This window comes from Tolypothrix sp. PCC 7601, from assembly GCF_025677855.1.
GTDB classification, from domain to species: domain Bacteria; phylum Cyanobacteriota; class Cyanobacteriia; order Cyanobacteriales; family Nostocaceae; genus Aulosira; species Aulosira diplosiphon.
In genome coordinates this window covers 7,907,264-7,924,985 of record NZ_CP064879.1, presented here as the reverse complement: position 1 = coordinate 7,924,985, position 17,722 = coordinate 7,907,264, and the positions used below count along the sequence as shown (strand labels likewise).

At 42.2% G+C, this 17,722-nt stretch carries 16 protein-coding genes; 6 read left to right on the top strand and 10 right to left on the bottom strand.

What is annotated here, in order from left to right; translation table 11 throughout:
• Positions 1-164: 164 nt before the first annotated feature.
• The 3 genes from HG267_RS32075 to HG267_RS32065 form a co-directional block, all read right to left on the bottom strand.
• Positions 165-548 carry a hypothetical protein gene (locus HG267_RS32075; protein WP_071989464.1) on the bottom strand — a complete coding sequence of 128 codons (384 nt, stop codon included), beginning with the start codon at positions 546-548 and terminating at the stop codon, positions 165-167.
• A 571-nt stretch (positions 549-1,119) separates the two neighbouring features.
• Complete coding sequence (locus HG267_RS32070) at positions 1,120-2,427, bottom strand: Nramp family divalent metal transporter (RefSeq protein WP_045873071.1); 1,308 nt, start codon at positions 2,425-2,427, stop codon at positions 1,120-1,122.
• A gap of 34 nt (positions 2,428-2,461) precedes the next feature.
• The gene (locus HG267_RS32065; RefSeq protein ID WP_155539518.1) at positions 2,462-2,599 is read right to left on the bottom strand and encodes a hypothetical protein; all 138 of its coding nucleotides are present in this window, start codon (positions 2,597-2,599) and stop codon (positions 2,462-2,464) included.
• 212 nt (positions 2,600-2,811) lie between these two features.
• On the opposite strand from HG267_RS32065, the gene HG267_RS32060 reads away from it, so the two are divergent.
• Positions 2,812-3,282 (top strand): hypothetical protein, encoded by a 471-nt coding sequence (locus tag HG267_RS32060; RefSeq protein WP_045873072.1) that lies wholly within the window; start codon positions 2,812-2,814, stop codon positions 3,280-3,282.
• Here the strand turns inward: HG267_RS32060 and HG267_RS32055 are convergent.
• Positions 3,200-3,574, bottom strand: coding sequence for a hypothetical protein (locus HG267_RS32055; protein ID WP_263419996.1), 375 nt, complete (start codon positions 3,572-3,574; stop codon positions 3,200-3,202). The two genes, HG267_RS32060 and HG267_RS32055, sit on opposite strands and share 83 nt — an antisense overlap.
• A 17-nt stretch (positions 3,575-3,591) precedes the next feature.
• Between HG267_RS32055 and HG267_RS32050 the strand changes: the two genes are divergently transcribed.
• The 4 genes from HG267_RS32050 to HG267_RS32035 all read left to right on the top strand — a co-directional run bounded on the left by HG267_RS32050 (position 3,592) and on the right by HG267_RS32035 (position 8,421).
• Positions 3,592-4,980, top strand: a complete 1,389-nt coding sequence (locus HG267_RS32050; protein ID WP_045873073.1) for a hypothetical protein — start codon at positions 3,592-3,594, stop codon at positions 4,978-4,980.
• A 9-nt stretch (positions 4,981-4,989) separates the two neighbouring features.
• Positions 4,990-6,417 carry a VWA domain-containing protein gene (locus tag HG267_RS32045; protein ID WP_045873074.1) on the top strand — a complete coding sequence of 476 codons (1,428 nt, stop codon included), beginning with the start codon at positions 4,990-4,992 and terminating at the stop codon, positions 6,415-6,417.
• 110 nt (positions 6,418-6,527) lie between these two features.
• Positions 6,528-7,676, top strand: coding sequence for an ATP-binding protein (locus tag HG267_RS32040; RefSeq protein ID WP_228045555.1), 1,149 nt, complete (start codon positions 6,528-6,530; stop codon positions 7,674-7,676).
• A gap of 82 nt (positions 7,677-7,758) precedes the next feature.
• Complete coding sequence (locus HG267_RS32035) at positions 7,759-8,421, top strand: Uma2 family endonuclease (RefSeq protein WP_045873075.1); 663 nt, start codon at positions 7,759-7,761, stop codon at positions 8,419-8,421.
• Positions 8,422-8,462: 41 nt separating this feature from the next.
• Here HG267_RS32035 and HG267_RS32030 read toward each other — a convergent pair whose 3' ends face one another.
• Positions 8,463-9,005 (bottom strand): Uma2 family endonuclease, encoded by a 543-nt coding sequence (locus HG267_RS32030; protein WP_045873076.1) that lies wholly within the window; start codon positions 9,003-9,005, stop codon positions 8,463-8,465.
• Positions 9,006-9,211: 206 nt separating this feature from the next.
• On the opposite strand from HG267_RS32030, the gene HG267_RS32025 reads away from it, so the two are divergent.
• Positions 9,212-12,049: a DUF5682 family protein gene (locus tag HG267_RS32025; RefSeq protein WP_052335340.1), complete on the top strand. Its 2,838-nt coding sequence runs from the start codon at positions 9,212-9,214 to the stop codon at positions 12,047-12,049.
• Between the two features lie 531 nt (positions 12,050-12,580).
• On the opposite strand, the gene HG267_RS32020 is transcribed toward HG267_RS32025, so the two are convergent.
• From HG267_RS32020 to ctaD, 5 genes are all read right to left on the bottom strand, one after another.
• On the bottom strand, positions 12,581-13,072 hold the full coding sequence (locus HG267_RS32020; RefSeq protein ID WP_045873077.1) for an ArsC/Spx/MgsR family protein: 492 nt from the start codon (positions 13,070-13,072) through the stop codon (positions 12,581-12,583).
• A 91-nt stretch (positions 13,073-13,163) separates the two neighbouring features.
• On the bottom strand, positions 13,164-13,775 hold the full coding sequence (locus HG267_RS32015) for a cupin (RefSeq protein WP_045873078.1): 612 nt from the start codon (positions 13,773-13,775) through the stop codon (positions 13,164-13,166).
• A gap of 375 nt (positions 13,776-14,150) precedes the next feature.
• Positions 14,151-14,636: a hypothetical protein gene (locus HG267_RS32010; protein WP_045873079.1), complete on the bottom strand. Its 486-nt coding sequence runs from the start codon at positions 14,634-14,636 to the stop codon at positions 14,151-14,153.
• A gap of 151 nt (positions 14,637-14,787) precedes the next feature.
• Positions 14,788-15,375, bottom strand: coding sequence for a heme-copper oxidase subunit III (locus HG267_RS32005; RefSeq protein ID WP_045873080.1), 588 nt, complete (start codon positions 15,373-15,375; stop codon positions 14,788-14,790).
• Positions 15,376-15,994: 619 nt separating this feature from the next.
• Complete coding sequence (gene ctaD / locus HG267_RS32000) at positions 15,995-17,677, bottom strand: cytochrome c oxidase subunit I (RefSeq protein WP_045873081.1); 1,683 nt, start codon at positions 17,675-17,677, stop codon at positions 15,995-15,997.
• Between the last annotated feature and the right edge of the window lie 45 nt (positions 17,678-17,722).

Genomic DNA, 17,722 nt, shown 5'->3' with positions numbered 1-17,722 from the left:
AGTGAGAAAAATTATTTTGTGGAAGTTGGGGAACAGAAAACAGAGTGGGGAGCTTTCAACTGAATTGTATTGGAATTTACCTGAAAAATAAAGTTTATTTTATAAGGCATTTGGTTACAAGAATGCTAAATTTATTGCTATTAGCAACAGATGCAAAGTAAGGCTTAGTAAACTAAGTTGCCAGTACCGCGTAACTGTCGCAAAGAATTAATGCAAAATGGACAGTCGCACTTAAATAATCTAATTGCAGCCTCACTTTCCTCATCGGTAAAGTTAAGTTCTGCAACTGTGCTATCAGATGGCTGTGCCGAGATTACTGTTGATTTGGGTGGTAGGGGTGCGTTGGGATTTCTCTCAGAATCTCGAATACAGACAAAATTCTTAAAGCCGTGGGGATTACTAATACAGGTACGACCATCAGTGGTGTGTAGTAATCGCTGGGTAAGGTTAACACTAGCATGGGCAGGATTAATCACACCCAGCGTAGACATCAACGAGGTAAAAATTGAGGAACTAGCAAATAAATTCAGTATGAGCTTTTTGTTCATGAGTTTATTGGATATAACTGAACATCTAGGTTATGCGATTGTCGCTTAAATATCAAGGGATTTTTGAGAATCATCCCACTGCAAATAATGTTGGCGACACATCAATATATTCTACAGGGCAAGGCACTGCCTTGCCCCTACAATCTGTCATATTCTTTTTTTATTCGTATCAGTAATTTGATTATCTTTTTAACAGCAATTTTCTAGTTTATTCCGTTCAGCCAAAGTAAATTTAAGCGTAAGCTTTGTTTGCTCACCCAGAAGATTAACTGCTGAAAAATAAGTTTTACCATGCCCCTTCGGGGCGGGAACAGGGTTGGGGCAACAGGGAACAGGGGGAAAAGGTAGCCCCCATTGGTGTCAACTTAACGTGAAACCCGCTTTGTAGCTAGGTTTTCGCCCTCACCCCCAACCCCTCTCCCGCCGGGAGAGGGGAGCAAGAGATTTAATTCCCCTTCTCCTGGGGGAGAAGGGGTTAGGGGATGAGGGCGCGAGGTATTTAGTCAAAAGTCCAAAGTCCAATTTTTGACACTTGACCCTTGACTCTTGACTTTTTAAGCAAAAAACTCAGTTAACCCAAAATACTTTGTAATAGTAACCAAACATTTAGCCCAACAATAATCATAGCAACTCCCCACGCCAAAGATTTCAGCCATAAAGGATTGACAAATTCACCCATTAAGTGACGATTACTGGTAAACATCACTAAAGGAATCACAGCAAAAGGTAGCTGTAAACTGAGAATAACTTGGCTCAAAATAATGAGGCGGCTTGTACTATGTTCTCCAAAGATAATTATTGTTATCAACGCGGGAATAATTGCTAGCAGCCGAGTAATTAAACGCCGTAACCATGATGGAAAGCGAAATTGTAAAAAGCCTTCCATGACTATTTGTCCAGCCAGGGTAGCAGTCAATGTTGAACTTTGACCGGAAGCCAGTAAAGCAATCCCAAAAATGGCACTAGCAGCACTCACTCCTAATAAAGGCGATAGCAGTTTGTAAGCATCTTGAATTTCTGCCACATTGTGATTACCAGAAAAATGAAATGTGGCAGCAGATACAATTAAAATTGCCGAGTTAATAAATAGTGCCAAAGATAGAGCAAAAGTAGAATCCATTGTGCCAAACTTAATAGCTTCCCATCTTTTTTCCGTATTAGGTTGCCAATCACGAGTTTGCACAATCGAAGAGTGTAAATATAAGTTATGAGGCATCACTGTCGCCCCTAAAATGCCAATGGCAATGTAGAGCATTTCTGAGTTTTGGACAATTTCTTTCTTTGGTAGATACCCCAACAAAATACCCTTGATATCAGGGTGAGAAAATAGAATTTCTGCTGTGAAACAAAAGCCTACTGTTGCTACCAGCATGATTACCAAAGCTTCTGTATAACGAAAGCCTTTATGCTGCAAGAATAGTAAAACTAGGACATCTAGGGCAGTGATGCACACACCCCATACCAAGGGAATACCGAATAACAATTGTAGCGCGATCGCACTTCCCAACAGTTCCGCTAAGTCACAAGCTGCGATCGCAATCTCACACAATACCCATAAACAAAAGCTGACTTTGGGACTGAAATAGTCTCGACAAGCCTGTGCTAAATCTCTCCCCGTAGCCACACCCAAACGCACACATAGCGATTGCAATAATATTGCCATCAAGTTAGACAGCAAAATCACCGTCAACAAGCTATACCCAAACTTCGCACCCCCAGCAATATCTGTAGCCCAATTTCCCGGATCGATATATCCCACTGATACCAAATATCCCGGCCCTGCATAAGCCAGCATTTTGCGCCAAAAGCCATTGCTATTAGGAACTTTGATGCTACGGTGAACCTCTGGAAGGCTGGGTTTGTTTTTTGGGAAAGTCATCTATTAATCTACGTAAATAGTTTTCATATTCTTTTCATAATTGTAGGAAATCTGGTTGAAATATCAATCTATAAAGAGTGGTAAAGCTAGATTGAAAATGGGGATGGGGCATGGGGCATGGGGCATGGGGCATTGGGCATGGGGCATTGGGCATGATGTTTGATTGTGCCAAAATCTGATAATAAGGCTGACTTTTATAGCTGCGATCGCACTCTTGCTATTACGAATAAATACTTATAATAATAATAAGGTTTGTATAATTTTACGTATTTTAAGCCTTGCTATAGATAAAATTTACAGATGAGTATGAACAGATTGGAATCGCTTAGAGCAAACCTTTTTAAGCGCATTTAAATTACGAATTACGAATTACGAATTATCATTATGCCTGATTCATCGTTTGTAGGTTCGAGCCAGAAGAATGCGGCGACCAAGCGGGATGTAAAGCAGGTTCCGTTTGTTGAACTATATAATCACCGATTGCAAGGAGTCGTTTCTAGCGGTTCTGATATTGAACGAGTTTATGTGTCTTTTTTTGAAGCCGGAACCCTAGATTTCTATTGCAGTACAAATAACAATCGTCCTTGTGGAGGTTTGGGAGGCTATCCCTGTAAGCATTTGCAATCTGTGATGAAAGAAGCGATCGCAGCTTACGGTATTGACCAAGTAATTAATTATCTTAAGGTTCCCGGCGACCTCAATCAAATTACCTCCCCCCAGGATATTCTCAACCGTCGCGGTACAGTCAAAAAAGAACCAGCCAGCGAAGTCTTCAGCCGCTTTTTAAACTACCTCCGCTACCTCGAACTACCAACCGCCAACTCTCCCCTCCCCGAAATGAGTTGGTTTGTTTAACTATAGGGCATGGGGCATAGGGCATGGGGCATAGGGCATAGGGCATAGGGCATAGGGCATTAATAATATCTCCTTGTCCCCCCTCATCTCCCTCATCTCCCTCATCTCCCTCATCTCCCTCATCTCCCTCATCTCCCTCATCTCCCTCATCTCCCTCATCTCCCTCATCTCCCTCATCTCCCTCATCCTCCCAGTCCCCAATCCCCAATCCCCAACCCCCATTCCCCATTCCCCATTCCCCATTCCCCATTCTCCATTCCCCATTCCCCATTCCCCATTCCCCATTCCCCATTCCCCATTCCCCAACACATGGCTTTCCCCGGCGCATTGCATCAAATCAGCGACAGCAATCAAGCAATATTCGAGTTGATTGCAAGTTTAGATGAGTGTTTTATTACTGGTTTTGCGAATTTAGATGAGCAACATTTACAAACTTTACAGGCTTTGGGGCGTGTATTTACTGGCACACCTCTACAGCAATCTTTAGTTGATGCGACTGCAGCAATTACCACAAATGAGTTTGTAGATAAGCATTTTGCAGTTTTGGCTACTGTGCGGGCTGCAATTCAAGGAGCTATATTTGATACCTTATTATCTCAGGCGCGGAGTTTGTTAGGACGCAAAGAAACGGCTGAGATAGAGTTGGACTATGAAACTGACGAACCGCCAAATAACCTCAAAGTGCTGCTAGCAAGTGTGCGTCACTGGTTAATGGAAATTGCTTTGGTAGGTTATGCACGTTTGGATATCGCAACTTTGGTTCCATTTTTAGGGACACTTGAACAAATCCAAGCGGAACCTTTATTAGTCAGACAAGCTGCTTTACTGACTGGCTATTTTAATGAATTGATGGGAAATCTTCCCGTGGCTGATAGCGCCACAATTCCCCGATATCGCTGGGTTGATTTGTGGACACAGGCGATGTTAGGAACTGTGCGCCCAGCAATTTTACCGAAATCACAGTTAATATCGGGTAATTTAGAAATTTTAGGTTTAGATTTACGCCAACACGCCAACTTAGTTAGCTTTACAGCCTATGGTTTGCTAGATGCGAATCATCAAACTCAGTTGGTGCGAGTTAGCCAGTCAGCTTACAAGGTAGATGCAATTAATAATGAGCAAATTTGGTTGCTATTTCCCAATGCGGCTGTGTTATTAGATGCTTTTGCACAAAACCGGGTATTGCAGATTCAAGATGTACCCTTGCTACCTACCGGAGATTTATTGTGGCAAGGTCAAGGCGAACTTGGTCAAAATTATAACTTGATGAAGCGGGCGGCGGAATTTTTTGCTGAGAATACAAGTAATAGCTGGATTTATTCTACAGTGGCCGCGTGCGATCGCCATCCCATCCAAATTGCGGAACCGATATATCTCAGTAATTATCAAGTCGTGAAAAATGACGAGAATATTGTTTTAAGTTGGGGTGATGCGGGTGAACTTAGCATTGCTAGTGAACGTCTCAGCAGTTTATCAGAATTAAATTTAGACATAATTGCCAAATCTCAGCAAATCTTCGGCTTATTACGCTTCGATGCGGGTAAATGGTCAATCCAACCTTTAGCAGTAGCAGTGAAAAACAAAATCACATCTACCGGACAAACCGCAGCGTCTGTCATTGCGAAAAAAGATTCCATTAAAAATAGCGTCGTGGGAATCTTACAAGAACGTTCTAGCCGACTACTGCGTAAGAGTTGAGGAAAAAACATGGATACAGAAAAAATTGCTCAACGCCGTCAAGTTGTATACTGGCGCTTGCTAACCAGTATGTTTGGCTTCAGCGAACAGGGTGCAAATTTTGAACAAATGGCGACAGAAGCTGTCAGCGAGTTAAATTTACCTCAATTAATCCTCGACCCTAATATTAGTATTGAAAACTTACTCCACCGCTACCCAGAATTAGCAGCTGATTTTAATAATCCCATTATTCCCCAAGACGACACAACACCGGAAGCTGAAACCGCTACCCTACGCCGAGGATTAGTTTTCTCTAAATTACTCCTAAATGCTTTCGGCCCCAACACCCAAACCGGAGTTGTCACCGCGCAACAATACGCGCAATGGTTAAAAGATGTAGGATTTTTAGAAAAAGCTTTGGGATGTCCCCCAGGAAGTTTACGCGGACAAGGGCCAGGAATTGGGAAAAACCCCGGACAGCAAAATCAAGGACAAGGTAGCAGTCAAAGTGGCGGTATGGGTGCGGGTTTGGGTGCTGGTGGCGGTTTCACCGTTACCGAAGAACAACTGCGCGCCACCCTAAAAGCTTTGGAAGGCGAATTAATTCACCGCATGGCTTTACATGAAGTCCTGAAAGATGACAGGTTAGCCAGTCAACTTACACCATCAATGGCTTTGGTGGAACAGCTATTAAGAGAAAAGGCGAATTTATCAGGAAATGCGCTGAAAAATGCTAAACGATTAATTCAGGAATATGTAGACGAACTCGCGCAAGTACTGCGTTTACAAGTCGCGCAAGCTGTCGCTGGAAAAATTGATTATTCCGTTCCGCCAAAACGGATATTTCGCAACTTAGATTTAAAGCGGACAATTTGGAAGAATTTAACTAATTGGAATCCCGAAGAACAGAGGTTATTTGTTGATAGATTGTATTACCACCATACAGCCAAGAAAAAAACACCAACTCGCATGATTGTAGTTGTTGACCAATCAGGTTCAATGGTGGATGCGATGGTGCAATGTACAATTCTCGCGTCAATTTTTGCCGGACTTCCGAATGTGGATGTGCATTTATTGGCTTTTGATACGCGAGTCATTGATTTAACAGCTTGGGTACATGACCCCTTTGAGGTTTTGTTGCGGACTCAATTAGGTGGAGGGACGCATATTCATGCGGCGTTAGTGGAAGCTGCACAAAAGATTTTAGAACCAAATAATACGGTGATGGTGTTAATTTCGGATTTTTATGAAGGTGGTAGCGACCAAGTTTTATTTGACTATATTAAATCGTTGAAGGAGTCGGGATTGCATTTTATTCCTGTGGGTGCGGTGACGAGTTCGGGATATTTTAGTGTGAATCAATGGTTTAGGGATAAATTGAAGGAGTTGGGTATGCCGATTTTGACGGGGAGTCCGAAAAAATTAATTCAGGAGTTAAAGAAAGTAATTGTTAATTAACCTCTTACCTCTGTGCACTCTGCGCCTCTGCGGTTAGAAAAAAATTTTTTGAACCACAGAGACGCAGAGAACGCAGAGAAAAACTATAGATAATACTTTAGGAGATAAAAATGGCAAGGGTTAAGAGTAATAATACAAATGGCGCTAGCAAAGAGGTAATGTTAAGACAGCCAGCAGAAATGAAATATGCAGAAGAATTAGAATATTTAGCCTCAATTGATAAAGGTACAAAACCCTTTTCTTGGCGACTATCGCCGCAAATGGTACGCACCTTTGTATTAGGAAGTACCCCATCGCAAAAGTTAGATAGACAAATTGAGCAGAAATGGTACGGAGATAGTGCGATCGCAGAACGTGCTATTGTCACTTTAGCTTCTGACCGTGGTTTACTGTTAATTGGTGACCCCGGTACAGGTAAAAGCTGGTTAGCAGAATTACTAGCGGCGGCGATTTCTGGGAATTCCACCTATGTAGTTCAGGGAACTGCGGGAACTACAGAAGACCAAATTAAGTATTCTTGGAACGTGGCGATGGTAATTGCGGCTGGTCAATCCCGCGATTCTTTGATACCTTCACCAATTATGACCGCCATGCATAGCGGTGCAATGGGCAGATTTGAGGAATTGACACGCTGTACTTCCGATGTCCAAGATGCACTGATATCTATACTGAGTGAAAAGTATATTTCTATCCCAGAATTAAAGACAGATAACGTCGCTTTTGCACAACCAGGATTTAATGTCATCGCCACAGCCAACAGCCGTGACAGGGGTGTCAATGAACTTTCTTCAGCCTTAAAACGGCGGTTTAATTTCGTACATATGCCGGTGGTGACGAATAAGAAACAGGAAAAAGAAATTATCCTGTTCCGCACCAAAGAATTAATGAACCGTCACGGCTTTGAAGTCGATGTTCCGCCAACCTTATTAGATGTATTATTGCAGACCTTTGCCGACTTGCGCGAAACCAGCGCCGCCGCTAGTTCCGATGACCAGCGTTTAGAATCGGCGCTTTCTACAGCCGAACAAATCGGTGTATTAGAAGATGCGATTTTACATAGTCGGTATTTTGGCGCGACTAATTTAGAAGCGGGTGCATTAGCCAAGTCATTAGTCGGTACTTTAGTACGTCGTCAACCAGAAGATATTTCTGTAATGAATCAATTTTGGCACGCCGTTGTGGAGAAGCGCAGTCAAGAACAAAAAGGTGAATGGGAAGCTTTTCTCGAAGGTGGAAAACAAGCGATGGGTTTATTTTAAGCAATAAATCTCTAACAGAGGTGCGCGTTAAGATGAGTGAATATCTCAAAGAACTGAATATTTACAGCTAAAGGAGAACACTATGACTATTGCCGCTTCCGATACACCTTTGGCAAAATCATTACCTACAAACATTACCATACTTCAAGGCATTAACTGGGATACATATCAGAATTTAGTGCGAGATTTGGAGTCACAACCAGGAACGCGACTAACTTATGATGATGGCACGTTGGAGATTATGATGCCGCTACCACCACACGAAACTTTTAAGAAATTACTTGGTCGTTTTGTTGAAGTTACTACAGAAGAATTAGGAATTGAAATTCGTAGTTTAGGTTCTACAACTTGGACAAGAGAAGATTTACGCAAGGGTTTAGAACCAGATGAATGTTATTACATTCAAAATGAGTTAGCTGTGCGTGGTAAAGATGTAATTGATTTGACAATTGACCCACCCCCAGATTTGGCAATTGAGGTTGATAGTACCAGTAGTTCAATGAATCGTATGGGGATTTATGCGGCGTTGGGTGTGCCGGAAGTATGGCGTTTTGATCGTGATATTTTGACAATTTTGAGTTTAGTTAATAATGACTATCAACCCTGTGAAATGTCGTTAGTGTTACCGATGTTTAATGCTGCTGTGTTGATGAAGTTTTTGGAATTAAGTTTAACGATGGGTGAAACAAGTTTAATTCGTCATGTGCGGCAATGGGTAAGAGAAAATTTAGCTCAATCGTCATAGAAAATCAGGTATAAATTGGTAGAAACGATGCGGATGCCTTCTCAATCAAACTCTACAGGCCATAAATCTGAAACTGCTACTTCCCAACCTGGAAGCAGTTCGGGAACCGTTAGTACATCGCCATTGTGCAGTACTATTACCTCTTTTCCCACATTGTAAACTTCCACAATTTGCTCATCGGGATTCAGCAAAATTCCGACTTTAGTTCCCAAACTCAGAAATTCTTGAATCTTCCCTCTGATATCCTCTAAATTATCGCTGGGAGACTTAACTTTAACAATTAAATCAGGAGCCAATTGAGCAAAAGATTTGGGACTGCGACGCAAACGTTCGGCTAAAACAAATGAAGCATCTGGTGCGCGCACATCTGAGTTTGGCAATCTAAAACCAGCGCTAGAAGCTGTTATTCTGCCTAGCTTACGCGGTTTCACCCAGTTGTATAAATAGGACACGATTGTAGCAGCAACTTCATCTGATTCGTATCCTGATGGACTCATGACAATAACATTACCTTTAACTAATTCCATGCGATAGTCGGGGTACTGTTGCTGCATTTTCTCTAAATCTTCAACTGTCAGTGACATAAAGCCTCCGATTCTGACATGGGTTGTATTTATATTATGGAGAATCAATAACACGCCTACCCACAAAAGACAAATGACAAACCCCACAAGTTAACTTTATTTATTTACGCATTATCTAAAATTCCCCAAAAAATAGCACATTAAAACCCTAAATATAATTTGAATCTCTTAATTACGAATTACGAACTACGAATTACGAATTAATTATGGTTACTCTCCCAACTGCATTCAACGCACTCCAAGAACAACTCCTCAACGCGGCGGAAAAATTCGCTACCGATGCTCAACCTTTAAGCGAAATGCTAACGGCTTTAATCCAAGACGTAGAAAAAGCCAGCAGCGAACCCCTAGAAATATTCCCCGTATGTCATCACTCCCCATCCTCCGCCTTACAGATGGTGCGACGGTTACGGGAAAAACCACCGAAAGTCATTTACTTGGAACTGTGCGAAGACTTACAAAACACCGTGGAAAATCTCCGCGATTGTAAATTACCCGTTGCTTTACAAGCCTTCGCTGCTGAATCTGAGCATTTTTCGCCGACAATCATGCCGTTGAGTGTGGTTGCACCGATTACCGAAGCTTCCGCAGAATATCAAGCGATCGCATTTGCTCTCCAACATCCCGAAACTCAGCTAGTATTTGTAGATAGGGCGGTGGATTTTGTCTTTCAATGGGAACCCCCTGATACTAAAGTTGCTGAAGAATCGGAAGAACCTCCCAGCGATGAAGCCAAAATGCATGGTTCAGCAGTTGGTGTAGAAGTAGGTAGTCTCGTCCCCACTTTCGACCAATTTTTAAGTTTTTTACTGCGAAACTCCAATACCCGCCACTTTTCGGAATGGTGGGATGAATATGTAGAAACAGCAATTATTGGCGCAGACTACCAAACCTACCGCCAAGTCATGTTTCTCATCGGTAGCTTAATGCGCCGTTTAGGAACCCGCAACAAAGATATCGAAATCGACCGTCAGCGCGAACGCTATATGTGGACTTCCATGAAAAAACACATGGCGGCACATAATATTGCACCATCGGAAGCTATCTATATATGTGGTGCAGCGCACTCCGCTAGCGATGTGGCAGAATATAGCGTGACTAATAATCATCTCTGGGAAATTCCAGAACGCACCCAAACCAAATGGTTATATGGTTTAATTCCTTCTAGTTTTGCGGCTATTGAATACCAATTTCATCACCCAGCAGGTACGGTATCCCTAGCAGAAGCAACTTGGAAAAAGAATCTCAAGGTTACGGGATTAAAGGGATTTTCGCTGAATAAAGAAGAAAAAGCAGCTAAAACAAAGCCAGTTCCTGTTACAGCGACAAATTCCAACCTCACCGCCTTTTTAACTCGTCCCCCAGAATTAGCCAAAGCCGATACCGAACAATTATTACAATGGTGTGCTGATATTGTTGGATTAGCGCGAAAAAATGCCTATTTAGCCAGTACCGCCGATTCTATCGCCATCTATCAAACCTCAATGCTGTTAGCTGGGATGCGAAATCGAATGCATCCCACACCCTACGATTTTCAAGACGCAGCTATTACCTGCTTAGAAAAAGACCGTACTCCCAAAAAACGCAATATTTACCAACTTTGCCAAATTTTACTCGGAGGCGATCGCATTGGTACGGTTGGTTACGCTTCTTTACCTCCCCTAGCGCAAGATGTGTATGACAGACTTCAACCTTTAGGAGTCAACTTACTTGCACAAACCAACCAACGCGCCTTAATGGATTTCAAACAACAGCCGGAACTTCTACCATGTTCCGATGTGCTGTGGCGATTGTACTATTTATCCGGTGATACGATTGTCAAGCCAATTATAGGCGATCGCAGTCTTGGTTCCAAACCAATTCAAGAATCTTGGGAAATTCGCATCGGTAAATACCAACGCCATCTCATTATGCTTGGTTATGAAGGAGTTAGCATCGAGCAAGTTTTAGAACAGCGCCTTAAACAAACAGCTTTCTCTCCCCAAGCCAAAACCAGCGAGGTTCTCAAAGCCACAGAAGATAGCATTTTATACGCGCGGAGTTTGCGACTTACCCAAGAACTCGGAGAACACGCGATTTCTCTCCTCAAACAAGAAACAGGTGTCAGCGATGCACCGCAAGTATTTGAACGAGTCCGCAGGTTAGTACACTATTACCGCGCCACACCCACAGGCTTACCACAATGGATAGAGCGTTTTGTTACCACAGGTTACGGACATTACGCCACCTTACTACCCCAAGCCTTTGCAGATAGGGGAACCACCCCCGAACAAATCGCCGGGATGTTGAATTTTATTTTCACCTTGGAAAGTTTGGCGCTATCTCTTGGTTGTAACCGCAGTCAATTATTAATCGGTGTTAAACAATCTAGCCAAGGTTTAGATGACCCCGCCAAAATTGGTTTATTGTGGACAACGGAATGGTTACTCACATTAAGAAAACTAGAAGAAATTCGGGAATTCTTCAATGATGTGATTAACAACGAAATGTTAATTAAATCTTTCCCTGAATACTTAAATGGATTTATCTTATCTCTGACATTTGCACCCAGAATTAGTAAATTCGTTGTCGAACTTTTGAGTAAATTATTTGCCACAGTTCCCGATAAAATTTTATTACCTTGGCTACCAGGGTTAATTCTCAAGCTGCGACCCCATGCCCAAATTCTCCAAGCATTAATTAAAGAAGCCTCAAATAATTTCCCCAAAAACTTATCTGGCTTCAATCACTGGGTTCCCGCCTGGTCGAAACCGCAACTTGAAATTAAAGAACAAGTCAATCGAGTTGAGGCTGCACCAACACTCAGCGAAAATGAGTTAAAAATCCGAGAATTTCTGTTTAATTATCCAGCCACAACCAATGCGCTAGCCAAACTACTTGGTATTGAAAATTTAACTTGGCAAGAAAATTTAGAAACACATCAAGCACACCAAGAAAGTTTATCTGAAACCGAACTCAAAACCCAAGAATTAATTAAGAATTATCCAGCAACATTAAATTATTTTGCTGGACTACTTAATTCAAGCTTTAGTCATGCAAACTAGTAAAACAAGGCAAAAGTAAAAAGTAAAAAGAAAGAATAGTTATAGCACAAGCCTTTTAGCAATTACAGATGGTCTGTTTCTCTTACAAAGTTTGGCGGGACGGAAACCGACACCGCCAACTTTGCGCTATTTACGCCGATTTGTACTATTTTTTGAAATATACATTACAAATTCCTCGGGCACAACAAGGTTATACCAATTTGAAAAAAGAAGGCGACAGATAGTAGGGGCAAGGCATTGCCTTGCCCTCTAGAATATATTGATGTGTCGCAAACATTATTTGCATTGGTATTAGGTTGATGTAAGGAAACCCAACATCCAAAAACACGTCACACAAAAACGTCCCTTTGCAATTCGGCTAGGGACGGTACATTTAACAGTTATCAAATTCACTATTAACTTACAGCACTTTTGAAGTAAGTGAGGTACATCATGAGTAATGAGTAGGAAATTTACTTATTATTCACTACTTATTACTCATTACTTTTTTCAATTAGTTGCTGTACCTCATAAACATCGAATCTGCTGTATTTAATGGCTACAGCTAGCTTCGTTTTGATGATGACCTTTACAACCACCTTCGTGATGGTGGTCATGATTTCCACCCACGCACCCTTGTAAATCTTTACCCATCAGATTTTCAGCCATTGCGCGGAAGGATTCATCGACTGGCTGTAAACCAATCCAAGCGTCTATTTTATCTACTTCAAATCCTACCTCTCGGCGATCGCCTACTTCTAGTAACGGACGGCGAATTAATAGCGGATCTTGCAGCATCAAGGATAAAGCGGTGTTTGCATCCAGCTTTTCGGGAACCACCTCTCCAGATTTTACCCTGGGCGAACTGCGATTAAACCATTCCGCTACGGGGCGATCGCCAAAAAATGAACGTAATCTTTCGGCTGTCCAAGGTTCTGTTAATAAGCTTTGTGGTACAACTTCATGGCCTGCGGCTGTCAGCAAAACTTTTTGCCGAGTACCACCTTTACAGCCTGGTTTTTCATAAAAAATTACTTTAGCCATTGAATCATCTCCTGGTTATATCTGTGATGAGATTAGTCATTTTAAACTCAGATTTACGCAGAGTTTTGTGAGTTCAATTGCGGAGTAAATTCTAAAACTTTTTAGCAATATGAGTCACTGGATCAAACTCAAATCTTTCTTTGGAATCGGTTTCGCCATAGACGTTAAAAGTCACAGTTGGTTCATCACCTACTGCTTCCACACAATGAATTGCATCAGGAGTAAAACTAATAATATCTCCTGGTAATAGATTAACTTCTGTCGTAGCCTCTAATTTATGTTCAGCATCGGGGTTAGGATTTCGCCGCCAGATTGTATTCTTTTCTTCACCTTTTAAGATAGCAACAATTCCCCAGGTTCCATGATTATGAATTGTGGATAATGTCCCTGGTGCAAATGTGACTGTTTGCACTGTTAAAGGAAAGCCCAATTCATCATACATAAGTAAAACAGAGGTTCCTGTTTTCACTTCAGGTTCTAAATATTGGCTACGTACCCAGTAGGAATTCACAATCAAGCGTCTAACCAGCATTCTTAATTCTGGTAGCCGGCTTGATTCATCTTCCACATCATTAAGAACATCTTCTACCTCAGTTAAAAACCGATAAAGACGATAATTCTCACGTAGAAAATCCCATGCTCTCGCAGATTTACACAGTTGTAACTTGCCATCCCCAGTTACAAGAAAATCCCTACCTTGCATAAATTTTAAACCGTCAATCGAAATGAATTTTGCGGGATTACGGGAGCAGGAAGATTAATAGGAGTAAGAGTTGGAAGAGATGGATTAGTAATTAGAGGCGGCGGAATCAAGCTAGGTGTCCGAATGGCAGATAAGGAAGTGAAGTTATTAGATAAATAATTATTCATTGGAGTGACCAAATAATTACTAATTCGTAATTCGTAATTCGTAATTTTTATTGCAATGTATAGAAGTGACAAAATTTGATGTGGATTTTTGAGACAATATCCACAATTAGGTCAAGATACAGTTTTGACTCTTAATCCTGGACAGCCTTCACAAAAGAATGTCCAAGTTAAATCTTAATTACGAATTACGAACTACAAACTACGAACTTTAATCGTCTTCTTCTGGTGGACGGGTGAGAATATCTAGGAGAATTCCTGAGCCAAAATCGTTTTTGTTGTCTATCTCCTTAACTCTGGTGCTGATGATTTTAGCCTGCTCGATATCTCCGAGTTTGGCTAATACTAATCCGGAAGCAGCATAAGCATTCAAATATAGCCTGATTTGCGGGTCTTCTTTCCGACTAACTAAAATCGGTTGGAGTTGTTCCCAGTCATCAGGAAATTTTTCTGCTTCTTCAATTTTATCTAATAATTGCCTTGTTGTTTGCAGCGCTAATAAATAATTATTTTTGTAATAAAAGTACCTATATGCTGCTACTAAAACATCTGTATTTTCGCCAGTTTTAGCAACAGCTTGTTGCATATATTTCTCAGATTCAGATGTGTTTTCCCAAGTCTGTGCAGCTAATATTAGTAACTCTTTGACATCCTCTGGAACTTGAAACCATGAGAATTTATTAGTATCAACTTGCATAATTATCTCCTTTAGGGATTGGGTACTGGGTACTGGGGATTGGGGATTGGGCAATTCAATTTTGGATTGAGTTTAAATCTAAAATCCAAAATCTAAAATCCAAAATCTAAAATTCCTAGTACCCAGTCCCCAGTCTCTAATACCCAGTCCCTTAGAATAAAGTGAGAATGTACACTAAAGTGAAGAGAATAATCCAAATGATGTCTACGAAGTGCCAGTAAATTTCTGCCATTTCAATGCCAGTATGTTTGGTAGCAGAATAATGACCTTCGCGGCGCGATCGCCACAACACACCTAAGATTAATAACAGTCCCACAAATACGTGTAAACCGTGGAAACCTGTCATTAAATAAAAGCAGTTGGCGAAGATGTTGGTAGTTAGGCCGTATCCTAATGTGGCGTACTCGTAAACCTGCCCAGCTAAGAAAATTGCGCCCATGATTGCGGTGAGGATGTACCAAAACCGCATTCCGTTGACGCTATTCTTTTTAATCGCTACATCACCCAGGTGAATCACGAAACTGCTAGACACCAGAATGATGGTATTCATAGCAGGTAAAAATAACTCTACTTCTGTACCTTCGGGAGGCCAAACTGCTGCGCCACCTCTCAAGTACAAGTAAGTAGCAAAAAATCCCCCAAACATTAGGGATTCGGAAACTAGAAAAGTCAACAATCCCCAAACTCGTAAATCTGGATGATGTTCTTGGTGATGTTCGCTCGTTGTTGCGATGGTCATATTATTTATGTAGTGGTCATGAATTGCATACAAACAAGGAACTCAATACTTGTCGGTTAAAGGGAAAAAGGGGAATGGGAAAAGGGAAAGAAAAAACCTTTAACCCTTAACCCTTAACCTTTTCCCCAAAACCCATTTTGAGTTCAAAACGCTATCCCTTGTAGTATTGAGAAGGGGCTAGTAACGCTACGCGGAATTCAAAATTCCAGCAGGAATCAGGCGTAAGCGTTTCTTTGAGGTAGTTTTCACGTATTTAAACCACATTCAGGGCACAGCATTGCTCAACTGTGTCAACTTGCAGCTAAAAGCTATATACGGCGGGTGTTGTACAAATCCCTCGCGCCCTCATCCCCTAACCCCTTCTCCCTCAGGGAGAAGGGGAATTGAATCTCTTGCTCCCCTCTCCTGGTGGGAGAGGGGCTGGGGGTGAGGGCGAAACCTTTGCACAAAGCGGGTTTGGTGTTAAGTTGACCAATGAGCAATACTATGCGCCTACAGCGTGCATGGTCTATTTACAGATAGATGCTATGAACATCAAAATTTCTCCTCCTAGTCCCTAGTCCCTAATCCCTAGTCCCTAGTCCCTAGTCCCTAATCCCTAGTCCCTAGTCCCTAATCCCTAAGCGCTAACTTCTGAGGTAGCGACTGGCACACTATCGCTATGACCGTAGTCGTAAGGGCCGTGGGTAACAACGGGCAATACTTCCCAGTTTTCAATGGCTGGTGGTGAGCTGGTTGTCCATTCTAAGGTCAAAGCTTCCCAAGGGTTATCACCTGCCAAAGGCCCTTTCATCCAGCTTTGGATGATGTTGATGGTGAAGGGAATCACGGAAATTCCTAAGATGATGGAACCAACGGTACAAATCTGATTAAGATCAATAAACTGGGGATCGTACATTGCCACTCTACGAGGCATTCCCTGCAAACCTAACTCGTGCATCGGTAAGAATGTGAGGTTAGTACCGATGAAGGTGAGGCCAAAGTGAATGCGTCCCCAAACTTCATTGAGTTTCCGTCCGGTCATTTTGGGGAACCAGTGATAAATCCCGGCGTAAATCCCAAATACAGAACCGCCAAATAGGACATAGTGGAAGTGTCCCACTACATAATATGTGTCGTGGACATGAACATCAAAGGGGGCTGTTCCCATTGTCACGCCGCTTAAACCGCCCATGACAAACATGGACAATAAGCCGATCGCAAACAGCATGGCACTGGTAAAGCGAATCTTACCGCGCCACAAGGTAGCTACCCAACCGAAAATCTTTACGCCAGTAGGAACGGCAACGAGTAGGGTAGAGATGGTGAAAAACATCCGCATCCAGCCGGGTGTACCACTGGTAAACATGTGGTGTACCCAAACGAATAAACCGACAACGCAGATTGCCAAGCTAGAATAAGCGATCGCTTTATATCCGAAAATTGGTTTGCGGGCGTGAACGGGAATCACTTCGGACATAATACCGAAGATAGGCAGAATCATTAGATATACTGCCGGGTGAGAATAGAACCAGAACAGATGTTGATAAAGGACAACATTACCGCCTGCATCTGGTTTAAAGAAGGAAGTACCAAAGTTGAGGTCAAACAATAACAGCACTAAACCAGCTGCTAACACAGGTGTAGATACAAGTGCTAGTACGGAAGTAGCTAAAATTGCCCAGCAGAACAAAGGTAGTTGATCCCATTTCATGCTGGGAACCTTCATCATCAAAATGGTAATGACAAAGTTCAATGAACCCAAAATTGAGGAAGTTCCCACCAACACAATCGCCAAAATCCACAGACTTTGAGCGATGGGTGCTGTAACTAAACTTAAGGGTGGGTAAGCTGTCCAACCAGATTGCGAACCGCCAAAGATAAAACTAACTAGCAGTAATAAACCTGCTGGGGGGTTTAACCAAAAGGCGATCGCATTCAGTTTGGGGAAAGCCATATCTCTAGCACCAATCATCAACGGTACTAGGAAGTTACCAAATCCCCCAATGGCGCTAGGAACGATCCACAAGAAAATCATGATCGTTCCGTGATTTGTCATGAAAGCGTTGTACAGATTGGGGTCGAGCAAATCTGCTTCTGGTGTTGCTAACTCCACACGGATAGCCATCGCCATCAAGCCACCGATGAGATAGAACACAAACGCCGTCACTAGGTATTGAATCCCAATTACCTTGTGATCGACGTTAAATGTGAAGTAGTCCCGCAATTTCCACGCTTTGGGGTGAGAAGTATGAGCAACCGCCAGAGTTTGCGACTGATTCTTATCTGGTGGCGTATTCTGAGGAGATTTTACTTTTGTCATTTGTGGTTTGTCCTCTCTTACAAAGTTCTGATCGCCGGTAGCCGG